This window comes from Streptomyces sp. NPDC127117, from assembly GCF_042677325.1.
In the GTDB taxonomy this organism is placed as follows: Bacteria; Actinomycetota; Actinomycetes; order Streptomycetales; family Streptomycetaceae; genus Streptomyces.
In genome coordinates, this window is sequence record NZ_JBHXTM010000035.1 from 27,226 (window position 1) to 46,336 (window position 19,111).

The window sequence follows — 19,111 nt, forward strand, 5'->3', positions numbered from 1 at the left end:
AGCCCGGCGGTGACCGGGGGCGATCCGGTCACCGCCGGGCGGTACGGGGGAGGGTCAGCAGGCTCCGAGGTCCTGCCAGACACCCCAGTCACCGGTGGAGCCGGGCTCCTCGCCCTTCGTCCACCACTTGGCCTTCCACTGGTGCGTGCCGTGGGCGACCGTCGTACCGGAGCCGTACTCGGAGCCGGCGCTCCAGGCGGGCGCGGTGCAACTGCCGCCGCCGGGCGTCGGGTCCGGCGACGGCGTCGACGTACCCGTGCCGGGGTCGACCAGGGTCGTGCCGCGCGCCAGGTCGGCGGCGAGGGCGTACGACTTGCCGCCGAAGGTCACCGTCCAGTTCGACGGTGTGGAGGTGGGCAGGTAGTAGACGAAGTCGACCTGGACCGAGGCGCCCGGAGCCAGGCTCTGCCAGCCCGGCAGCTTCAGCGAGACCCGGTTGTAGTCGCCCTTGAGCCCGCCCGTGTTGTTGGCGGCGGTGTGATCGCTGCGCACGATCGTCGTGCCGAAGCCCGACTGGTCCTTGGCGTTGGCCGGCGCGGAGGTCGAGTAGTCGAACCGGAACTCGGTGCCGCCGGGCAGGGTCGCCTTCGTGTTGTTGGTGATCTTCAGCTTGGGGCTGATCGGGTAGTTGGAGTCACCGAGCGGGAACTGGTCGAAGGACACGTCGATGTCGAGCGCCTCGGTGGGCAGATCGATGGTGGACCGCTTCGCGCCGTACGGGGTGGCCGACTTGAACTTGTCGTACATCGCCGAGGTGAGCGTCGAGCCCGGCCCGTACTGTCCCTTGGCGGCGTCCCAGCCGTAGTCTCCGGCGAGTTCCCAGATCATGGTGCCGCCGATCCCCTTGTCGACCACGTAGTCGGCCTTCGCGGCGACCGACTGCTCGTCCTCGGTGGACAGGAAGACCTTCTTCTCGGCGTTCCAGAGCCAGGGCGCGACCAGCGTCGAGTCGTACTTGCGGGCGTAGGTGCCGGTGAGCGTGGTGCCGGCCGGGAAGCCGTAGTCGGTGACGTAGTCGCCGACGATGCCCTTCTCCAGGTTCTTCGCGTGCCACATCGGGTTGGAACCGGCCGGTGATTCCTTGCCGTTCGTGTCCAGGTCGTGCCAGAGGTTGTCGATCCCGACGGCGCCGTCGCCGCACTTGGTCAGACCCGCGCCGGCCGGACAGTCGGTGGTGGCGGCCCGGCCCCACAGACCGTCCGTGCCGCCCTGTACGTTCTTGAAGCCGCGGGTGTAGTACGGCAGACCGATGTTGATCCGGCCCGACGGCATCGAACCGCGGAAGTAGTGGTACGCCCAGTCGGTGTTGAGGTAGCCGGTGCCGCCGTACTGCGACGTCGAGTAGACGCTCGCCTGGGCGAGTTCGGCGTCCTTGCCGTCGTCGAAGAGCGCGGCGTTGGGCCCGACGTACTCGTTCCAGGCGCCGTGCAGGTCGTACGACATGATGTTGACGTAGTCCAGGTACTTCTGGACCTGGAAGGTCTCCATCCCGCGCAGCAGATAGCCGGACGAGGGTGCGGCCACGCTCAGCAGGTAGTGGGTGCCGTCGGCGGCGGACGCCCGGTCGAGCTTCTCGCGCAGGGTCTTCATCAGCGCGGCGTAGCCCTTGACCAGACCGGCCCGGCGCGCGTTGGAAAGCGTCCAGTCCAGTGGGTTGCCGGCGTCCTTCATGGTCGTCGGGTACTCGTAGTCGATGTCGACGCCGTTGAAGCCGTACTTCTTGACGAACGCGACGGCCGACTCGGCGAAGGTGTTGATGCCCGCCTGGTTGACCGAGCCGTCGGCGTTGGTCGCCATCGAGTAGAAGCCGCCGGAGTCCACCCGCTCGCCGCTGTCGTCGAAGTAGCCGCCGGTCTCGGCCCAGCCGCCCACCGACACCATGGTCTTCACGTTCGGGTGCTTCTTCTTGAACTTGCTCAGCAGGTTGAAATGGCCCTTGTAGGGGAGGTCCGGGTCCATCTCGGCGCCCGCGACCCCCGGCCAGGTCATGCCGGTCGAGGCGTTGTCCGGGCCGTCGGCGCCGACGGAGAGCTTGTTGCCGCCGTCGACATGGGCGAATGCGTAATTCAAATGGGTGACTTTGTCCCAGGGGATGTCGGGGACGAGATAGGCGGGCTTGCCGTCCTTGCCGGTCCGCCAGTTGGTGAAGTACCCGATGACCCGCCGCTGGTGGTCGGCGCCCATCTTCTCTCGGCCCTCGGTGTCGTAGACGGAGCAGTAGGGGACGGCGACACCGGGCGTCTCGTAGAGCCCGTCGGGGCGGCAGGACTCCTGGTCGGCGGCGGCCGACGGGGTGGCGGCGAGCGAGCCCATCAGCAGACCGGCGACGGCTACGCCGGCTGCGAGCAGGGTGGCTCTCGCACGAGTGGGGGACAGCACGTTCGGTTCCTCCCGGGGAGGTTCGGCAGAACACAACTGGCAAAGGGGTGGGTCGTGTCGGTGCCCCGGGTGTGCGCACACCGCGGGACCGCTCCTCGGAGGTGACGCAGAGATTAAAAGGACTAGACCAGTGCGTCAATAGGTCTGGACCTTTAGGCGTCAACTTCCTTCACCGGGCCGCCCGCCGGAGGCTCCCTGTGAGCCAGTCCACAGACACTCACCCGCATGGCCCACCGCCGGGCGTGGCACACTGATCGTGTACCAGCAGCAGCGCACTCCGGGGTCGGTGTAATTCCGAACCGGCGGTTATAGTCCGCGACCCGTCCGCATCCAGCGGCCGGTTGACCAGGTGGGATTCCTGGACCGACGGTTAAAGTCCGGATGGGAGGCAGTGCGCGGCGGGCCGTTTCGCGGGTACGCCGCCGTCGGCGGATGGTTTTCGGGCGACCGATCCATCCGTGTTTTCCGGCTTTTCCGGCGTTCCCCCGTGGCGTTCCCGCTTCATCTGTCGTCATCGACAGGCCCCGGAGTCCGTGCCCGAAGAGGCAGGAGGACCCGGTGGACACCGCAGCCGACATCACCGCCATGCGTCGTGCGATCACGCTCGCCGCCCGCGGCCTCGGCTCCACCAGCCCCAACCCCGTCGTCGGCTGCGTCATCCTCGACGCCGCGGGCCGCCGGGCCGGAGAAGGCTTCCACCAGCGGGCCGGCGGACCGCACGCCGAGATCCACGCCCTGCGCGACGCGGGCGGCAGGGCCCGGGGCGGCACCGCCTACGTCACCCTCGAACCCTGCAACCACACAGGCCGCACCGGCCCCTGTGCCCAGGCGCTCATCGAGGCCGGCCTCGCCCGCGTCGTCTACGCCGTCGGCGACCCGAACCCGCAGGCCACCGGCGGTGCGGATACCCTGCGCGCGGCCGGGATCAAGGCCGAGCAGGGGCTCCTCGCGGACGAGGCGGAGGCGGGCAACGCGGCCTGGCTCACCTCGGTGCGCCTCGGCCGCCCGTACGTCCTGTGGAAGTACGCGGCGACCCTCGACGGCCGGATCGCGGCCGCCGACGCCACCAGCCGCTGGATCACCTCCGCCGAGTCCCGCGCCGACGTCCACCGGCTGCGCGCCGAGGCCGACGCCGTGGTGGTCGGCTCCGGCACCGCCCGCACCGACGACCCGCAGCTCGGTGTACGCGGCATCGAGGACGCCGTGCAGCCGCTGCGGGTGGTCGTCGACACCGGCGCCGCCGCCGTACGCCCCGGCGCCCGGGTCCTGGACGGCACCGCGCCCACCCTGATCGCCGTCGCCGAGGACGCCGACGCCGGCCACCTGCCCGAGGCCGGCGTTCTGCGGCTGCCGCGCGCCGCCCATGGCCCCGGCCTGGACATCCCCGCCCTGCTCCGAGCCCTGCACGGGCGCGGCATCCGCTCCGTACTCCTCGAAGGCGGCCCGACCCTGGCCGGGGCCTTCGTCGCCGCGGGCACGGTCGACAAGGTCGTCGGCTATCTCGCCCCCGTACTCCTCGGCGCGGGCCCCGCGGCCCTCGCCGACGCCGGAATCTCCACCATCGCCGAGGCGTTGCGCCTCGATGTGACCGAGACCGTCCGCATCGGCCCCGATCTGCGCATCACCGCCGTCCCCGGCCCTGCCCGGAAGGGAAACTGAGTGTTCACCGGAATTGTCGAAGAACTGGGTGAAGTCACCGCCGTCGAGAAGCTCGCCGACGCCTCCCGCTTCCGCCTGCGCGGTCCCGTGGTCACCGAAGGCGCCAAGCACGGCGACTCCATCGCCGTCAACGGCGTCTGCCTCACCGTCGTCGACCTCGGCGACGGCGAATTCACCGCCGACGTCATGGCCGAGACCCTCGACCGGTCCAGCCTCGGCGCCCTGGACACCGGCTCCCGGGTCAACCTGGAACGCCCCATGGCGGTCGGAGGCCGGCTCGGCGGACACATCGTCCAGGGCCACGTCGACGGCACCGGGCGCATCGTCGAGCGCAGGATCTCCGAGAACTGGGAGATCGTGAAGGTCTCCCTCCCCGCGCACCTGAGCCGTTACGTGGTCGAGAAGGGTTCGATCACCGTCGACGGCGTCAGCCTCACCGTGGTGGACGCCGCACCCGACCACTTCACCATCAGCCTCATCCCCACCACTCTCGCCCTGACCACGCTCGGCATCAAGGAGCCCGGCGACCCGGTCAACCTGGAGGTGGACATCATCGCGAAGTACGTCGAGCGGCTGCTCGGCAACACCGCGCAGGAACCCGAGGAGCCGGTCCGGTGACCGCCCTGCACTGGCTGAACTCGGAGGCGTTCACCGTCTTCGGGCAGCACATCATCTGGTCCGACATGATCGGCAACACCGTCGGTCTGATCGCCCTCACCCTGGGCTGGCTCCGCTCGATCTGGACCTGGCCCGCCCAGCTGCTGTCCGGCGTCGTGCTGGTCGCCGCCAACGCCTCCGTGCACCAGGCGGGCAGCGTGGGCAAGCAGCTCGTCGTGATCGCCGTGGCCGTCTGGGGCTGGCAGCAGTGGACCCGGGGCCGGCAGCAGGCCCAGGACGGCTCCATCGCCGTACGGTTCGCCACCTGGCGCGAGCGCGGCTACCTGCTCGGCGGCGCCGCCGTCGGCACCCTCGCCGTCGGCGGCCTGTTCACCGCGTTCCCCTCGCTCTCCTGGAGCCCCTGGGCGGACGCGTACATATTCGCCGGCACGCTCGTGGCGATGCTCGCCCAGGCCCGCGGCATGGTCGAGTTCTGGTTCGCCTGGCTGCTGGTCGACCTGGTCGGCGTACCGCTGAACTTCCACAGCGGGCTGGCCTTCTCCGGTCTCATCTACGTCGTGTACGGCGCCCTGGTCCTGTGGGGCATGCGCGACTGGTGGCTGCGTTCGCGGACACCCGCTCTGGAAGGAGCCACGGCATGACTGCCCAGCCCACCTGGCTGCACCGGGAACACGAGGACGCCGCGGAGGACCTCCGCCTCGACCCCGTCGAGCAGGCGATCGGGGACATCGCCGCCGGACGGCCCGTCGTGGTCGTAGACGACGAGGACCGGGAGAACGAGGGCGACCTCGTCATCGCCGCCGAGAAGGCCACCCCCGAGATCGTCGCGTTCATGATGAGCGAGTGCCGCGGCCTGATCTGCGCACCCATGGAGAACGACGAGCTGGAACGGCTCGAACTCCCGCAGATGGTCGACCACAACACCGAGTCGATGCGCACCGCGTTCACCGTCTCCGTCGACGCGTCCGCCGCCCACGGCGTCACCACCGGCATCTCCGCCGCCGACCGGGCCACCACGCTCCGGCTGCTGGCCGGCGGCGAGGCCGCCCCCGGCGACTTCGTACGTCCCGGCCACATCTTCCCGCTCCGCGCCCGCTCCGGCGGCGTACTGGTCCGCAACGGCCACACCGAGGCCGCCGTCGACCTCGCCCGGCTCGCCGGACTGCGGCCCGCCGGGGCCATCGTGGAGATCGCCGGCGAGGACGGCGTGATGCTGCGGCTGCCCCAGCTCGTCCCGTTCGCCCGCAAGCACGGCCTCACGATCATCTCCATCGAGGACCTGATCGCCTACCGCCGCAGCTCCGAGCCGACCGTCCGCCGCGAGGCCGAGGTGCGGCTGCCGACGGCCTTCGGCGCGTTCACCGCGTACGGCTACCGCTCCACCACCGACGGCGTCGAGCACGTCGCCCTCGTCCACGGCGACCTCGGGGACGGCGACGACGTCCTGGTCCGGATCCACTCCGAGTGCCTGACCGGCGACATCTTCCAGTCCCAGCGCTGCGACTGCGGGCCCCAGCTGCACGCGTCCATGCGCCGGATCACCGAGGAGGGCCGCGGCGTCGTCGTCTATCTGCGCGGCCACGAGGGCCGGGGCATCGGCCTGCTGTCCAAACTGCGCGCCTACGAACTCCAGGAGCGCGGCATCGACACCCTCGACGCCAACCTGGAGCTCGGCCTGCCCGCCGACGCCCGGGACTACGCGGCCGGCGCCCAGATCCTCAAGGACCTCGGCGTGCACAGCCTCCGGCTGATGACCAACAACCCCGACAAGACGGCCGCGATCCTGCGGCACGGGCTCGCCGTCACCGGCCGCGAGCCGATGCCCGTCCAGGCCGGCGAACACAATCTGCGTTACCTGCGCACCAAGCGCGACCGCATGGGGCACGACCTGCCCTGGCTCGACACCGCCAAGGCGTCGACCTGCGGCCACCAGTGACGAATCCCGGAAACGAGCGACAGGAGAGACATGAGCGGCAAGGGCGCACCCGAACTGTCCGTACGCAACTGCGGTGACCTGCGCGTGGCGGTCGTCGCCGCGCAGTGGCACGAGAAGATCATGGACGGCCTCGTCGACGGCGCCCTGCGCGCCCTGCACGAACTCGGCATCGACGAGCCGACCCTGCTCCGGGTGCCCGGCAGCTTCGAACTCCCGGTCGTCGCCAAGGTCCTCGCGGGCCGCGGCTACGACGCGGTCGTCGCCCTCGGCGTGATCATCCGCGGCGGCACCCCCCACTTCGAGTACGTGTCCCACGGCGTCACCAACGGCCTCACCCAGGTCGCCGTCGACACCGGAGTCCCGGTCGGCTTCGGCGTACTCACGTGCGACACGGAGGAGCAGGCGCTCGACCGGGCCGGCCTCGAAGGGTCCAACGAGGACAAGGGGCACGAAGCGGTCACAGCGGCCGTCGCCACCGCCGCCACACTGCGCACGGTCAGCGAGCCCTGGCGCTGAGCACAGGGCACCGACCCCGTACTCTAAGACCATCATGGCGAACAAAACCTTCGAAGAGCTCTTCGCCGAGCTGCAGCTCAAGGCCGCCAACGGCGACCCCTCCACCTCCCGTACCGCCGAGCTCGTGGACAAGGGTGTCCATGCCATCGGCAAGAAGGTCGTCGAGGAGGCCGCCGAAGTCTGGATGGCCGCCGAGCACGAGAGCAAGGACGCCGCCGCCGAGGAGATCTCCCAGCTGCTGTACCACGTCCAGGTGATGATGGTCGCCCGCGGGATCTCGCTCGACGACGTCTACGCCCACCTCTGAGCACCACCCCAGCACCACGTACATCCGCACATCCGCACAGACTCCCTCCTCGCAAAGGAACCTGACCTCATGCTGCGCATCGCCGTCCCCAACAAGGGTTCACTCTCCGGGCCTGCGATGGCGATGCTCCATGAGGCCGGCTACCAGCAGCGCAAGGAGTCCAAGGAACTCGTCCTCGTCGACCCCGAGAACGAGGTCGAGTTCTTCTACCTGCGGCCGCGCGACATCGCGATCTACGTCAGCTCCGGCCGGCTCGACATCGGCATCACCGGCCGCGACCTGCTGCTGGACTCCGGCGCGGACTCCGAGGAGATCCTCCAGCTCGGCTTCGCCCGCTCCACCTTCCGCTACGCCACCAAGCCCGGCACCGCCCAGGGCCCGCAGGACTTCGACGGCAAGACGATCGCCACCTCCTACGAGGGCATCGTCGCCAAGCACCTCGCCGACGTCGGCGTCAACGCCTCCGTCGTCCACCTCGACGGCGCCGTCGAGACCGCCATCGAACTCGGCGTCGCGCAGATCATCGCCGATGTCGTGGAGACCGGCACCAGCCTGCGCAACGCCGGACTCGAAGTCATCGGCGAACCGATCATGAAGTCCGAGGCCGTCGTCATCCGCCGCACCGGCGCACCCGACGACGACCCCAAGGTGCAGCAGTTCCTCCGCCGCCTCCAGGGCGTCCTGGTCGCCCGCTCCTACGTGATGATGGACTACGACTGCCGCGTCGAGCACCTGGAGCGCGCGGTCGCCCTCACCCCGGGCCTGGAGTCGCCGACCATCTCGCCGCTGCACCACGAGGGCTGGGTCGCCGTCCGCTCCATGGTCGCCGCCCGGGAGGCCCAGCGGATCATGGACGATCTGTACGACCTCGGCGCCCGCGCCATCCTCACCACCGCCATCCACGCCTGCCGCCTCTGACGGCCGGCCGACCGCCCGGAAGCAGAAGAACACCATGTCCGCCCCCGCACCCCGGCCCGAACTCCCCACTCTCCCGGTCACCTTCCGGCCGACCCGAACCCGGGTGGTCCTGCTGACCGTGGGGGCGGTGATGTTCCTCGTCATCACCGCCGTCGCGCTGACCCTGGAGCAGCTGAGCCCGGGGGAGCGGGCCAGCTTCGTCTTCACGGCGCTGCTGTTCTTCGGGGTGCTCGCGCTGCTCAGCCGACCGAAGGTCGTCGCGAACGAGGACGGGGTGACCGTGGTCAATCTCACCCGGACGCGCCGGCTGTCCTGGGCGGAGATCCTCCGGGTCAACCTGCGTGTCGGCGACCCCTGGGTATTCCTCGACCTCAGCGACGGGACCAGCATGCCCGCCCTCGGCATCCAGCCGGGAATCGCCAAGCAGCAGGCCATCCGCGATGCCCGGACGCTGCGCGCCCTCGCCGAGAGCCGCGGCACCGGAACGGACATCGGCTGAGCCCCCTGCCCCGTACGGCCTCTTCTTGATTACTCTGGAGGGCGGCGGTGCCCCTGTGCACCCCGCCCCGCACCCAGAGGTCCATGAGACCGGCGGGGCTTTCCTGCGACCCAAGGAGTGACTCCTTCCAGCAATGGACGGATCGTCCGGTAGTACCTGCGCCGCCCCTTCCCCGGAGGCGGCGGCATGACCACCCCCCTGCTGCTTCTCAGTGCGGCATTCCTTCTCATCCTCGCCAACGGATTCTTCGTGGCAGCCGAGTTCGGGCTCGTCACGGTGGAGCGGCCGGACGCCGAGCGCGCCGCCGCCGAGGGCGACCGGCGGGCCCGTACCGTCGTCGAAGCCCTGCGCGAACTCTCCTTCCAGCTCTCCGGCACCCAATTGGGTATCACCATCACCTCACTGGTCGTCGGCATGCTCGCCGAACCGGCGCTCGCCCAGCTCCTGGACGGCCCGCTCACCGCGACCGGGCTGCCCGACGGGGCTGTCCCCGGCATCAGCGTGGTGATCGGGATGATGGTCGCCTCCGCCGTCCAGATGGTGATCGGCGAACTCGTACCGAAGAACTGGGCGGTCTCCCGGCCGCTCCAGGTCGCCCGGTTCGTCGCCGGCCCCCAGCACCGTTTCTCCGCCGTGTTCCGGCCGGTGATCAGTCTGCTGAACACCGTGGCCAACCGGCTGGTGCGGCTGCTGGGAGTCGAGCCCACCGACGAGCTGGCCTCCGCCCGGACCCCCGGGGAGCTGGTCTCCCTGGCCCGGCACTCGGCCGAGGCCGGCACCCTCGAACAGGACACCGCGGACCTCTTCGTACGGACCCTGTCGCTCGCCGGGCTCACCGCCCAGCACGTCATGACCCCACGGGTGAAGGTCAGCGCCCTGCAGTCCTCGGCGACCGCACAGGACGTCCTCAACCTCACCCGTGCCACCGGCCTCTCCCGCTTCCCCGTCTACCGGGAGCGGATCGACGAGGTCGTCGGCATGATCCATCTCAAGGACGCGCTCGCCGTGCCCGCCCAGGAACGGCTGCGCACCCCGGCCGGACGGATCGCCGTACCGCCGCTGCTGGTCCCGGAGACCCTGCCCGTCGAACAGCTGCTCCAGCGGCTGCGCAACGAGCAGCCGATCGCCGTAGTGGTCGACGAGTACGGCGGCACCGCCGGAGTCGTCACCCTGGAGGACATCATCGAGGAACTCGTCGGTGAGGTCAGGGACGAGCACGACGCCGAGGGCGCCGACCGGCCCGAGCTGGCCCCAGCCGCCCCGGAGGACGGCCGCCCGGCCTGGGACGCCGAGGGCAGTTGCCGGGTCCTCACCCTGCGCCGGATAGGACTGGACGTCCCGGACGGACCGTACGAGACCGTGGCCGGGCTCGTCGCCGATCTGCTGGGACGCATCCCCGCCCCCGGCGACCGCGCCGAGCTGCCCGGCTGGCGGATCTCCGTCCGCCAGGTCGGCCACTACCGGGCCGAGAAGGTCCGCTTCGTCCGTACGGCCGAGGCCCCGGTGGCCCAGGACGTCCTGGAGGCCGTGCGATGAGCCTGGTCCAACTGCTCTTCGCCGCACTCCTCGTGCTGGCGAACGGCTTCTTCGTCGGCGCCGAGTTCGCCCTCGTCTCCGTACGGCGCAGCCAGGTCGAGCCTCTCGCGGCGGCCGGTTCGGGCCGGGCCCGCCAGGTGCTGTACGGGCTGGAGAACCTGCCGCAGATGATGGCGGCCGCCCAGTTCGGCATCACCGTCTGCTCACTGACCCTCGGCGCCGTCGCCGAACCGACCGTCGCCCATCTGCTGGAGCCGGTCTTCCAGGCGGTTCACCTGCCCGAGGGCCTCATTCACCCGCTCGGCTACGTCCTGGCGCTCGTCTTCGTGGTCTTCCTCCACCTCGTCATCGGCGAGATGGTCCCGAAGAACCTCGCGATGGCGGCGCCGGAGAAGACCGCGCTCTGGCTCAGCCCCGGCCTCGTCGGCTTCGCCCGCGTCTGCCGCCCGGTCACCGCCGCGCTGGGCGCCTGCGCCCGGCTGGTGCTCCGGATCTTCGGCGTCGAACCGAAGGACGAGGTCGAGGCCGTCTTCACCAGCGAGCAGCTCAACCGGCTCGTCGAGGACTCCGGCCAGGCCGGACTGCTGGAGCCGGAGGCGCAGGAGCGCCTGGAGGACGCACTGGAGCTGGGCAGCAGGCCCGTCACCGATGTGCTGCTCCGCCGGGCCTCCCTGGTGACCGTGGACCCGTCCGTCACCCCGCACCGGATCGAGGAGCTGACCGTACGCACCGGCTACTCGCGCTTCCCCGTGTGCGCGGAGGGCGGCGGTCCGTTCATGGGATATCTGCACGTCAAGGACGTGCTGGACCTGGAGGACGGCGAGCGGGCCGTCCCCCAGCACGTCTGGCGTCCGATGGCGACCGTACGGGCCGAGCTGCCCCTGGACGACGCCCTGACCGTGATGCGCAGGGCGGCCACGCACCTGGCACAGGTCGCCGACGCGTCCGGCCGGATCCTCGGCCTGGTCGCCATGGAGGACGTCCTGGAGATGCTCGTCGGCGAGGTGCGCGACCCGGCCCACCGGATCGCGGTACCGCGCCGTGCGACGGAACCCGCGGGCACCACGACCGGCTACGGCGAACTCACCGCAGCGGTCCGCTGACCGCGCCGTCCAGGTCGGCCGGAGGGGCCGTCGCCCGGTCCCTCCGGCCACCGGGGCTCACAGGGCCGGCGGCTCCTGCTGCCCCCGGTCCACCGGCCCCCGGCCGGACAGCACCTCGCCGTACGCCTGCATCAGGTCCGGCAACCGCAGCGTGGCGAGATCGTCCCGGCTCGGCACGGCCGCGTAGCCGGAGAGCCGCAGATCGCGGTAGGCGCAGCTCTTCTCGTACAGGGTGCGCAGGAACCGGCCGTTGCCCAGCTCGTCGATCCAGCCCTGCTCGACGACATGGCCGCTGATGGAACGCAGCTCGTCCAGGGACTCCTCGTCCCACGCGTCGCCGTTCTCCGCCGCCAGCACCTCACCGATCGAGGTGAGCTCCAGCGGCCGGTAGCTCGGGAAGTCCACCCGGGTGGTGAAACGCGAGGAGAGCCCCGGATTGGTGGCCAGCAGCCGGTCCATGCCCTCCGGGTAGCCCGCGAGGATGACGACGAGATGGTCCCGGTTGTCCTCCGCGCGCTTGAGGAGAACCTGCAGTGCCTCGTCGCCGTACGCGTCGCCCTTGCTGTAACCGCTGTTGGCGAGGCTGTACGCCTCGTCGACGAAGAGCACCCCGCCGAGCGCCGAGTCGATCAGCTCATTGGCCTTGACCGCGGTCTGGCCGAGGAACTCACCCACCAGATCGGCCCGTTGGGCCTCGACCAGATGGTCGCCGCCGAGCAGCCCCAGTGCGTAGAAGACCCGGCCCAGGATGCGGGCCACCGTGGTCTTGCCGGTGCCGGACGGGCCCGAGAAGACGAAATGGCGCTTCGGCGGCTGCACCGGCAGCCCCTGTCCGGCCCGCAGCCGTGCCATGTTCAGCTGCGCGGACAAGGCTTTGACCTGGCGCTTCACCGGCTCCAGCCCCACCATCCGCTCCAGCTCGGCCAGCGCCTCGGCCAGCAGCACCGGATCGCTGGGCCCCGCCGGGAACGGGGACGCCGGCTGACCTGGCACCGCCGCCCTGCGCCGCGTCCCGCCGGTCGGCGGCGGCATCCCGACATCCACGAAGCCGGGCACTTCACCGCCGGACCGCAGCTCCCGCCCGTCCACCGGATCGGCGCCGAGCAGCGGATCCGCGTCCGGCTGCGCCTCCGAAACGGTGCCGTCGGTGCCGAGCCCGGCCAGCGACACGGCGGCCAGGCCGGCCGCCTCGTCGGAGCCCTCCAGGCCGTCGTAGTCCGCGATGGCGGCGAGCCGTGCCGAGGTGTCCATGAACGCGGGATCGATCCGGTGCACCGCCCGGTACAGCGGCAGGGCGGCGGCGCTGCGACCGGTCCCCTCGTGCGCACGGGCCAGCCAGTAGCGCAGTTCCTTGCGCTGCGGCTGCTCGCTGCGGCAGCGCATCAGCGCGGTGGAGAGCAGCGGCTCGGCCTGCCCGTACATCTCCAGACGCACCCGGGCCATGCCGCCGAACAGCCCCGCCTCGATGCCCAGCAGCGGATCGTCCACCAACTGCTCGGTGTTGCGTACGAGCTGCTCCCAGTCCTTGACCAGGTACGAGCGGCAGGCGTGCAGAAAACGCACCTGCGGGTCGGCGTCCACCGGCGGCAGGCCCGCGAGCGCCCGGTCCAGTTCGGGAACGTGGCGGCCGTCCAGCCAGTGCGAGGCGTGCGCCAGCAGCAGGTCCCGTGCGCTCTCCAGCACCGGCTGCACCCACCAGCCCAGCCAGTACCAGGAGTTGAGCGTGCGCCGGTGCCGGGCGCGCTGCTCGCCGAAGCGCTCGCGATGGCGGTACATGCGCAGCAGCGCCGTCGTCGTGTCGACCCTCAGCGCATGGAGGCCGAGCCAGCCGTCCGCCATGCCGGGATCGAGCCGGACCGCGGCCCTGAACTCCTCCTCGGCCTGTGGGTAGGCGCCCATGGTGTAGGCGTCCACGCCGCGCACCCAGGCGAGGTCGGCCGGGGCCTGTGCGCCCTGCGTGCCGATGTCCATCTGGTCCCCCACAAACCGTGCCCCCGGGATGTCCCGCCGCACGATTCTGCCCACCCGGGCGCACCGAATCACTTTGCCACGGACGGGAATTGACCGCACCGAGAGGCATCGTACCTGCGCAGGGAGTGTGCGACTAAGAGCGCCGCAGGCCGAAGGGAGACCGTGACCCAGGGTGAGCGGAATCCGTCGGACGGGTGTGGGGGAGGGGGCGCGAGGGCAGAACGAAGCCCCCGATCACGGGGGAACAACCGGGGGCTTCGTGTCTGTGGGGGCTCCGAAAAGCCGCACATTGAGAACGTAAGACCTGTACCGCCCCCGGGTCAAGCGGAGTTGAGGTACTTGCGGGGCGATTTCTCACCATTCAGTACGACGGCGCCACGCGCTCACGGTCCGTGACGGAATGGTTCGTTCCTGCTGCTGTTCCGGGCCCCTCCAGCAACTCGTACCCCACCGGCAACTGCCGCACCAGAGTGCCCGCGTGGGGGCGGGAAGGGTCGGCCGAGAAGTGCTCCGCCTCGGCCGCCGTCCACCCGTCCCAGAACTCCGAGAGCGCGGGCCCGTCCCTGCGGCGGCCACGCTCCCAGGACTGTGCGGCGGGCAGGTCCATCCACAGCAGCCGGGCCAGGTGCGGCCGCAGCGCCCGGCGGCCGGCCCCGACCCCCTCGACCAGGACCACCGGCGCGGGCTCCAGGGCGCGCGGGGCCCCGAAGCTCCGCGCGGTCCAGTCGTACGGCGCGTACCGCGCGCACTCGCCGCGCTCCAGCGGTGCGAGCACCTGCTCCCGCAGCCGGTCCACCCAGGTGAAGAAGGAGTCGTGCGTGGCCACGTCGTCCAGGTGCAGGACGGGGGCGTCCCCGAGAGCGGCGGCCAGGCGGGCGGCGAAGGTGCTCTTCCCCGAGCCCGCGTGGCCGTCGACGGCGATCAGCCGGACCGGTCCGCAGGACGGCGCCAGGGTACGCAGCCGCCGGGCGAGGAGCGAGAGGTCGTTCATGGTCACCAGCCTACGAGCCGGTCCCCGGCGACCGCCGCCCGCGTCCGGGACAGCCGCAGGTCACGCCAGTGGACCAGACCAATATTGGTTTATCGACGCGAGCCGAATCGCTGGCCGGATCCCGCCACGACCCGCGATAGTTGGCGCACTGTCGTGCACATCGCAGCCCCATTCCGCTTACGACCGGGGGTCTCGCCCATGAACAGACCGACCTCACGCAGGACCGTGCTGACCGCCGCGATCGCGGCAGCGGCCGCCGCCGGAGCGGTGTCGTCCGCCGGCTCCGCGACCGCCGCCGCCCCGCCCCACGCCCCCTGGGCGAAGGCCCCTGCCGTGGACAACCGCTTCTGGCACACCTACACCGACTGGCGCTCCGGCTCCGCCGCCGGGACACGGGTCGTCGCGGGCCGCCGCCCCGGGCTGGTGATCGGCCACGCCGCGGGACGCACCGACTACACCGACCCGCACACGGGTGCGACCGGCACCTGGGAGTACGCGACCTGGACCTCACCGGTCCACCGGTCCTCGGTCCCGGCGACGGAGGTGATCGCCTCCTGGAACGCGGAGACCCCTGCGGGCACCTGGATCCAGATCGAGCTCCAGGGCAGCTACTCGGACGGCGCCCCGACGCCCTGGTACGTGATGGGCCGCTGGGCCGCGGGCGACGGCGACATCCGCCGTACCTCCGTCGACGACCAGAGCGACGGCAAGAGCTCGATCTGGACCGACACCTTCTCGGTGGACGACGCGGCGAGCGGACTGCGGCTGGTCTCCTACCGGCTGCGGCTCACCCTGTACCGCATCCCGGGCAGCCGTCAGACCCCCACCGTCCGACGGATCGGCGCGATGGCCTCCGACATCCCGGACCGCTTCACCGTGCCGGCCACCACCCCCGGCCTCGTCCGCGAGCTGCGGGTGCCGCGCTACTCGCAGAACGTCCACGCGGGCCAGTACCCCGAGTACGACAACGGCGGCGAGGCCTGGTGCAGCCCCACCTCCTCGCAGATGATCATCGAGTACTGGGGACGCCGGCCGACCGCCGAGGACCTCGCCTGGGTCAAGCCCGGCCTGGCGGACCCGCAGGTCTGCCATGCCGCCCGGTTCACCTACGACTACCAGTACGAGGGCTGCGGCAACTGGCCGTTCAACGCCGCCTACGCCGCGACGTACGACGAGATGAGCTCGGCGGTGACCCGGCTGGGCTCGCTCGGGGACCTGGAGACGCTGGTCCGCGCGGGCATCCCGGTCATAACGTCGCAGTCCTTCCTCAAGGAGGAGCTGACCGGCGCCGGGTACGGGACCTCCGGTCACCTGATGACCGTGATCGGCTTCACCGCGGACGGCGACGTGATCGCGAACGACCCCGCCTCGCCGGACAACGAGGCGGTGCGCCGGATCTACCGGCGCCGGGAGTGGGAGAACATCTGGCTCCGCACCAAGCGCTACGACGCGAACGGCAAGGTCAGGAGCGGTACGGGCGGGGTCTGTTACCTCTACTGGCCGGCGATGCCGACCGCGCAGCAGCGCCGGGTCCTGAGGTCGTTCGGCCTGCTGTGATCATGTGCGGCGCCTCGGCCGCGGGGTGGCGGGGTTCCCGGCCGTCCGGTGGCCGAGGCGGCCGTGGGTCAGGCCAGGAGCGCGGCGTGCTCCCGTGCGGACTCGGCGGCTCGCGCCAGTGACTGCCGCGCCGACTCCTCGGCCTGCGGCACCAGTTCGGCCATGGCGGGGTTGACGGGGGCCTTCGTCAACTCGCGCGATATCACCTCGACCTGAAGGCCGAGCCCGCCGCCCAGCACCTTCTCCAGGTAGTTGGTGTCGAACTCGAAGCCCGCCCGTGGCGTGCCGGGGCGGTACGAGCCGCCGCGCGAGGACGCGATCACGACGCGCCTGCCGGACGGGGCCACGCCCTCGCCGAAGGTCCGCCCCGCCAGGATGATCTGGTCGAGCCAGGCCTTCAGGGTCGAGGGGATCGTGAAGTTGTACATGGGTGCGCCGATGAGGATGACATCGGCCTTCTCGAATTCGGCTATGAGCTCCTCGCGCCGGGCCGGGACGGACTCGGCGGTGACGGTGGCGGCGTCCAGGTGCGGCACGGGAGCGGCGGCCAGATCGCGGTAGATGACGCTGCCCTGTGGGTGAGCCTCCTCCCAGGCCTTGCGGAAAGCATCGGTGACCTGGCGGGAGCCGGAGTCCTTCAGCGGGAACAGGGACGAGTCGATGTGCAGCAGAACGGCCATGGCGGGCGCTCCTCAAGGTGGCCGCGCGGTGCGCGGATTCGGTGAAACCGGCACGGGAAAGCACCGGCATCAGCTTCGTAAGCTGCTTGTGAATCAACAGTAGCTTACTTTTCGGAAGTCCTCTGACGGGTGGCGATACCATGGGCGCATGGCAAACGGGCAGCAGGACGCGAGGCAGTGCGCGGGAGCGGGCGGGGCGGTGGAAGGCGTCTTCGTCCTTCTGGGCAAGCGCTGGAACGGCGTCATCCTCGCCAGCCTGATGAGCGGTCCGGGTCGTTTCGCCGAACTGCGCCGCGCCGTCAGCGGAATCAGCGAGCGCATGCTCTCCGACCGCCTCGCCGAACTCGGTGAGGCCGGTCTCGTGAGCCGGGAGGTGGACGCCGGCCCGCCGCTGCGCGTCACCTACCGGCTGACCCCGGCGGGCGAAGCGCTGAGGCCGGCCCTGGAAGAGCTCGGCAGCTGGGCGGAACGGTTCCTCGGCACGGCCGGGCACGGTGACTGCCCCGGCGTGCGGCAGCCGGAAGTCGCGGACCCCCGGAGCGTGTGACGCCCCGAACGGAACCCGCTTCGCGTGGGCGTACCAAAGGTGCCTCCCGGCCGAAGTGCGCGGCGGCGGCCGGTTCGTCCGCTTCCCGGGTGGCCGCCCGGCAGGCCCTGCGCTCCGCCCGCCCCGGCGGCGATGTCGGCTTCGTCGGCGTCCCTCGCGTCGTCGGCATCGACGGGCAGGAACTGTTCTTCTCCCACGTCGGCCTGCGCGGCGGCCCCGCCCCGTACGCCGTTGCCTGCCCGACCGCATCAGCCTCGTCCGGTCGGGCCGGACATGACGAATCCCCGGCCCCGTCGGCATGTCGCGTGTGCCGACGGGACCGGGGCGGTACCCCGAGGGGTCAGCGGACCCGGAGCGCCTCGCGGAGCGTGGTGAACAGGTCGGTCTGGTCGGTGACGCCCAGGACGCGGTAGGCCTGCGGGCCCTGCGCCGCGATCCGGACCTCGGTGCCGGTGTGCTCCTGCGACTGGCCGGGCGTGTTGGTCGAGTAGTTGACCTTGATCTGCTGGCCCTCGTCGGTGACCAGCGTGGAGCTCAGGCCGGGCGGCTGGGCCTCCAGGGGCACGATCTGGCTGCTGTGGCCGTGGTCGGCGGTGGTGACGACGAGGGTGTCGGGGTGCTTGGCAGCGTAGGCGCGCGCCGTCTTCACCGCGCGGTCGAACGCGGCGGTCTCGCCGATCTGGCCGCACGGGTCGGCGGCGTGGTCCTGCTTGTCGATCGACGCGCCCTCGACCTGGAGGAAGAAGCCCTTCTTGCTGTGGCTGCGCTTCTGCTTCGCTTCCAGGAGCTGGATGGCCTTGGTGGTCTGGTCGGCGAGGTTCGGGGTGCCGGCGGGGCGGCTCGGGTTGGAGGTGACGCAGCGCTGCGGGGCGGTGCCGCCGACCGCGGCGGGCTTGCCGGTCCACTCGGTGGCGACGTTGCCGGGCGCGAAGAGCCCGAGCACCGGCTTGCCGCTCTTGACCGCCTTCAGCGAGGCGTTGTCGGTGACGACCCGGTAGCCCAGCTTCCGGGCCTGCTCGGTGACGGTCAGGCCCTTGTAGCGGCCCTCGGTGATCTTCTGGTCGAAGCGCTGCTTGCCGCCGCCGAGGAGGACGTCGACCTTGTGGTTCACGCTCTGCTCGGCGATGGAGCCGGGGCCGCCCTTGGCGATGGTGTCCGTGGGGCACTTGGCCATGTCGGCGGGGCCCTGGCAGGAGCGGTCGGTGGCGTGCGAGGCGAGGACGGCCGGGGTGGCGTCGGTCAGCTCGGCGGTGGTCACCGAGCCGGTCGCGTACCCGCCCTTCTGCGCCAGCTCCAGAATGGTCGGCACGGCCTTGTCCTTGCCCGGTGTCTTGGAGATCCGGCCGTTGACGGTCTTCACACCGGTCGCCCAGCCGGTGCCGCTGGCCGCGGAGTCGGTGACGTAGTCCGGCGTGCCGTCGGCGTGCACGGCGTACGTCGTGTACGCGCCCGTCAGCGGGAACTTGTCCATGTTGAGGCGGCCGGCCGCGCCCACCGTGTAGTCGCGGGCGAGGGTGATCTCCGAGTCGCCCATGCCGTCACCGATGAGCAGGATGACGTTCTTCGCCTTGCCGCCCTTGATGGCGTCCTTGGCGTGCTCCTTCGTGTCGGACGCACCGGCCGTCGCCGTGAGGGCGACAGCGGCGGTGGCGGTGGCGACGAGGACCGCACCGGTGGCTATCAGGTGACTGCGGGAAAGGCGCTTACTGGGCATGGAATCTCCTTGATCCGGCCGGCGGGGAGCACCGACGAGGATCACCTCACCAGCGGTGGGTGAACCATCGGTGACGCGGAAACCGCGTTCGGCCTGCCGGAACATGGCATCGCAGGCGCGTGCCCGGTCGCCGTACGGAAGCGGGGCGCCCCCGAAGGGCAGTCACCCGGGGCCCCAGAC

General features: G+C 71.0%; 17 protein-coding genes, 1 pseudogene and 1 riboswitch. Of the genes and pseudogenes, 13 read left to right on the top strand and 5 right to left on the bottom strand.

What is annotated here, in order from left to right; all coding sequences use genetic code 11:
* Positions 1–54: 54 nt before the first annotated feature.
* Entirely contained in the window at positions 55–2,379 is a 2,325-nt protein-coding gene (locus ACFVH0_RS27065) for a chitinase C-terminal domain-containing protein (protein ID WP_385824242.1), read from the bottom strand.
* A 268-nt stretch (positions 2,380–2,647) separates the two neighbouring features.
* A riboswitch (FMN riboswitch) is annotated at positions 2,648–2,778 on the top strand.
* 159 nt (positions 2,779–2,937) lie between these two features.
* Between ACFVH0_RS27065 and ribD the strand changes: the two genes are divergently transcribed.
* The 10 genes from ribD (at position 2,938) to ACFVH0_RS27115 (ending at position 11,471) form a co-directional block, all read left to right on the top strand.
* The gene (gene ribD, locus ACFVH0_RS27070; protein WP_385824244.1) at positions 2,938–4,038 is read left to right on the top strand and encodes a bifunctional diaminohydroxyphosphoribosylaminopyrimidine deaminase/5-amino-6-(5-phosphoribosylamino)uracil reductase RibD; all 1,101 of its coding nucleotides are present in this window, start codon (positions 2,938–2,940) and stop codon (positions 4,036–4,038) included.
* On the top strand, positions 4,039–4,656 hold the full coding sequence (locus ACFVH0_RS27075; RefSeq protein WP_385824246.1) for a riboflavin synthase: 618 nt from the start codon (positions 4,039–4,041) through the stop codon (positions 4,654–4,656).
* Complete coding sequence (locus ACFVH0_RS27080; RefSeq protein ID WP_259929994.1) at positions 4,653–5,297, top strand: nicotinamide mononucleotide transporter family protein; 645 nt, start codon at positions 4,653–4,655, stop codon at positions 5,295–5,297. The genes ACFVH0_RS27075 and ACFVH0_RS27080 overlap by 4 nt, the downstream gene beginning before the upstream one ends.
* Complete coding sequence (locus ACFVH0_RS27085) at positions 5,294–6,592, top strand: bifunctional 3,4-dihydroxy-2-butanone-4-phosphate synthase/GTP cyclohydrolase II (RefSeq protein ID WP_385824248.1); 1,299 nt, start codon at positions 5,294–5,296, stop codon at positions 6,590–6,592. The genes ACFVH0_RS27080 and ACFVH0_RS27085 overlap by 4 nt, the downstream gene beginning before the upstream one ends.
* Before the next feature lie 30 nt (positions 6,593–6,622).
* Positions 6,623–7,108 carry a 6,7-dimethyl-8-ribityllumazine synthase gene (gene ribH / locus ACFVH0_RS27090; RefSeq protein WP_124718909.1) on the top strand — a complete coding sequence of 162 codons (486 nt, stop codon included), beginning with the start codon at positions 6,623–6,625 and terminating at the stop codon, positions 7,106–7,108.
* A gap of 34 nt (positions 7,109–7,142) precedes the next feature.
* Positions 7,143–7,415 carry a phosphoribosyl-ATP diphosphatase gene (locus ACFVH0_RS27095; protein WP_018524273.1) on the top strand — a complete coding sequence of 91 codons (273 nt, stop codon included), beginning with the start codon at positions 7,143–7,145 and terminating at the stop codon, positions 7,413–7,415.
* Positions 7,416–7,484: 69 nt separating this feature from the next.
* On the top strand, positions 7,485–8,333 hold the full coding sequence (gene hisG, locus ACFVH0_RS27100; RefSeq protein WP_385824250.1) for an ATP phosphoribosyltransferase: 849 nt from the start codon (positions 7,485–7,487) through the stop codon (positions 8,331–8,333).
* Between the two features lie 34 nt (positions 8,334–8,367).
* On the top strand, positions 8,368–8,832 hold the full coding sequence (locus tag ACFVH0_RS27105; protein ID WP_385824252.1) for a PH domain-containing protein: 465 nt from the start codon (positions 8,368–8,370) through the stop codon (positions 8,830–8,832).
* A gap of 186 nt (positions 8,833–9,018) precedes the next feature.
* The gene (locus tag ACFVH0_RS27110; protein ID WP_385824254.1) at positions 9,019–10,368 is read left to right on the top strand and encodes a hemolysin family protein; all 1,350 of its coding nucleotides are present in this window, start codon (positions 9,019–9,021) and stop codon (positions 10,366–10,368) included.
* A complete protein-coding gene (locus ACFVH0_RS27115) occupies positions 10,365–11,471 on the top strand; it encodes a hemolysin family protein (protein ID WP_385824256.1) in 1,107 nt (368 codons plus the stop codon). Before ACFVH0_RS27110 ends, ACFVH0_RS27115 begins: the two co-directional genes overlap by 4 nt.
* A 57-nt stretch (positions 11,472–11,528) precedes the next feature.
* Here the strand turns inward: ACFVH0_RS27115 and ACFVH0_RS27120 are convergent, their stop codons facing one another.
* Together ACFVH0_RS27120 and ACFVH0_RS27125 are read right to left on the bottom strand one after the other, a co-directional pair.
* Positions 11,529–13,442, bottom strand: coding sequence for an AAA family ATPase (locus ACFVH0_RS27120; RefSeq protein ID WP_385824258.1), 1,914 nt, complete (start codon positions 13,440–13,442; stop codon positions 11,529–11,531).
* A 361-nt stretch (positions 13,443–13,803) separates the two neighbouring features.
* A complete protein-coding gene (locus ACFVH0_RS27125) occupies positions 13,804–14,433 on the bottom strand; it encodes a uridine kinase (RefSeq protein WP_385824261.1) in 630 nt (209 codons plus the stop codon).
* Positions 14,434–14,631: 198 nt separating this feature from the next.
* Here ACFVH0_RS27125 and ACFVH0_RS27130 point away from each other — a divergent pair, with 198 nt between their 5' ends.
* The gene (locus ACFVH0_RS27130) at positions 14,632–15,990 is read left to right on the top strand and encodes a peptidase C39 family protein (RefSeq protein WP_385824263.1); all 1,359 of its coding nucleotides are present in this window, start codon (positions 14,632–14,634) and stop codon (positions 15,988–15,990) included.
* A 68-nt stretch (positions 15,991–16,058) separates the two neighbouring features.
* Here the strand turns inward: ACFVH0_RS27130 and ACFVH0_RS27135 are convergent, their stop codons facing one another.
* Positions 16,059–16,670 carry an FMN-dependent NADH-azoreductase gene (locus ACFVH0_RS27135; protein ID WP_385824265.1) on the bottom strand — a complete coding sequence of 204 codons (612 nt, stop codon included), beginning with the start codon at positions 16,668–16,670 and terminating at the stop codon, positions 16,059–16,061.
* 148 nt (positions 16,671–16,818) lie between these two features.
* Here ACFVH0_RS27135 and ACFVH0_RS27140 point away from each other — a divergent pair, with 148 nt between their 5' ends.
* Together ACFVH0_RS27140 and ACFVH0_RS27145 are read left to right on the top strand one after the other, a co-directional pair.
* Positions 16,819–17,217: a winged helix-turn-helix transcriptional regulator gene (locus ACFVH0_RS27140; RefSeq protein WP_385824267.1), complete on the top strand. Its 399-nt coding sequence runs from the start codon at positions 16,819–16,821 to the stop codon at positions 17,215–17,217.
* A 92-nt stretch (positions 17,218–17,309) separates the two neighbouring features.
* Positions 17,310–17,488: pseudogene (locus tag ACFVH0_RS27145) on the top strand (IMP dehydrogenase); the annotation flags it as partial.
* 69 nt (positions 17,489–17,557) lie between these two features.
* Here ACFVH0_RS27145 and ACFVH0_RS27150 read toward each other — a convergent pair.
* A complete protein-coding gene (locus tag ACFVH0_RS27150; protein ID WP_385824269.1) occupies positions 17,558–18,931 on the bottom strand; it encodes an alkaline phosphatase in 1,374 nt (457 codons plus the stop codon).
* Positions 18,932–19,111: the final 180 nt, after the last annotated feature.